Below are 1,859 nucleotides of genomic sequence, written 5' to 3' on the forward strand. Positions count from 1 at the left end.
GTCCCGGGCGTCCGCCGGGGCCCGGTCCGGGCGAGCCGGATCGGGCCGCCCGTTCGCCGCCGCGTCCGCCTCCGCCGGGCGGTCGCCTCGCGACGGGGGGTTCGCCGCCGCGCGCGACGGGGAGGGCTTCGTTAGCCGCTCCGATACGGGGGCGGCGGGTCGCTCCCGTGCGCGCGCCGCGCATCCGGGGGACCGTGCGGGGGAGGGCGCATCCTCCCCGCGGCGCGAGCGCTCCACGAACTTCATGAAGTACGCGGCGGACAGCCGCGTCGTCCAGATGCTCTACGCCTTCATGACGGGGAGGACCAAGCCGCTGTTCTACGCGCTGGTGATCGGCGCCGTGGCGGTCGGCCTGTACTTCCCGGTGCGCGACTGCTACGCCGCGTGGCGCACGGGCGACATCCTGAGCCGCCAGTACGAGGTGCGCAAGGCGTATAACGACAGCCTGCAGGCCGAGGTCGACAAGTACCTCTCCCAGGAGGGCATCGAGCAGTCCGCCCGCGAGCTCGGGATGGTCCTGCCCGGCGAGACGCGCGTCGAGGTCACCGGCGACGGCTCCTCCGACGCGTCCTCGGGCGACGACTCGTCCGACGTGCCCTCGTCCTCCGCGGAGGCGGCGCAGGCGGAGCAGGCCGTCGCCGAGGAGGCCCCGTGGTACATCAAGGCGCTCGACGCGCTGTTCTTCTTCGACGCCGGCGGGCAGTCGGCGGCGAGCGGGCAGTAAGGCGCCGGGCCGTTCGGCGGCACCGGGCACGGAAGGGGGAAGCGCATGCGCGTGGCGGCGATCGACCTGGGGACGGTCTCGTCCCGATTGCTCACCGCGGAGGTTGACGGCGGATCCATCGTCCGCTCCGCGAAGCGCACGGAGATCACCGACCTGGGGCAGGGGGTCGATGCGACGGGGCTCCTCTCCGACGAGGCGATCGACCGCGTGATAGGCGCCTGCGCCTCGTTCGTCGACGAGATCTCCGCGTTCGAGCCGGATGCGGTGTGCTGCACGCTCACGAGCGCCGCGCGCGATGCCGGGAACGGACGGGTGCTGCTGTCGGGGCTCGAGGGACTCGGCCTGCGGCCCCAGGTGATCCCGGGCGAGGTCGAGGCGAGGTTGACGTTCTACGGCGTCGCGCATGATTTCGCGGGGGAGCGGATCGCCGTTGCGGACTCGGGCGGCGGCTCGACGGAGTTCGCCCAAGGGAGCTTCGTCCCGGGCGAGCCCCTCGAGGTGGACGGCGTCGTCTCGCTGAACATCGGCTGCCGGCGCATCACGGACCGCTTCCTCGCGGGCCGCCCGCCCACCGGGGAGCAGATCGACCGGGCGGCGGCGTGGGCGTTCGAGCGCCTCTCCTCCTACTGGCGCGAGCGGCCCGGGCGCCCCGAGCGGCTCGTGGCCGTAGGCGGCACGGTGACGACGCTGGTGGCGATGGTGTACGAGCTCGCCGTGTACGACCCCGCGTTCGTCCATCTGCATGAGCTGACCGCCGACGAGGTGGACCGCTGCATCGAGCGGATGCGCGGGCGCACGGCGGCTCAGATCGCCGAGCTCCGCGGTATCCAGCCCAAGCGCGCGCCCGTGATGCTGGGCGGCGCCCTGATCATCCGGGAGCTGATGCGCGCGGGCGGCTACGATTCCCTGACGGTGAGCGAGAACAGCCTGCTCGTGGGGATGGCCCACACGATCTGCGAGGTGCTGGGCGGCGAGCGGCCGGCGATCGGTTGGACCCCCGCCCTGTCGTGATCCGGTTCCGTCGTGATACACTAGCCCGCACGGGGGCGTGGCGGAATCGGCATACGCAGGAGACTTAAAATCTTCGGCCGCAAGGATTGTGGGTTCGAGTCCCACCGCCCCTACCAGACCGATC

General features: G+C 72.4%; 2 protein-coding genes and 1 tRNA gene. All 3 read left to right on the forward strand.

All coding sequences use genetic code 11. The annotated features are described in order from the left end of the window. Positions 1–724, forward strand: a 724-nt coding sequence (locus tag PHA29_RS10470) for an FtsB/FtsL family cell division protein (RefSeq protein WP_270849581.1), incomplete at its 5' end; no start/stop codon positions are given. A 45-nt stretch (positions 725–769) separates the two neighbouring features. Then, positions 770–1,735, forward strand: coding sequence for a Ppx/GppA phosphatase family protein (locus tag PHA29_RS10475; RefSeq protein WP_270403908.1), 966 nt, complete (start codon positions 770–772; stop codon positions 1,733–1,735). Between the two features lie 31 nt (positions 1,736–1,766). After that, positions 1,767–1,851 (forward strand) — tRNA-Leu (locus PHA29_RS10480). Positions 1,852–1,859 lie beyond the last annotated feature (8 nt).

It is taken from the genome of Candidatus Collinsella stercoripullorum, assembly GCF_027669965.1.
Taxonomy (GTDB): Bacteria; Actinomycetota; Coriobacteriia; order Coriobacteriales; family Coriobacteriaceae; genus Collinsella; species Collinsella stercoripullorum.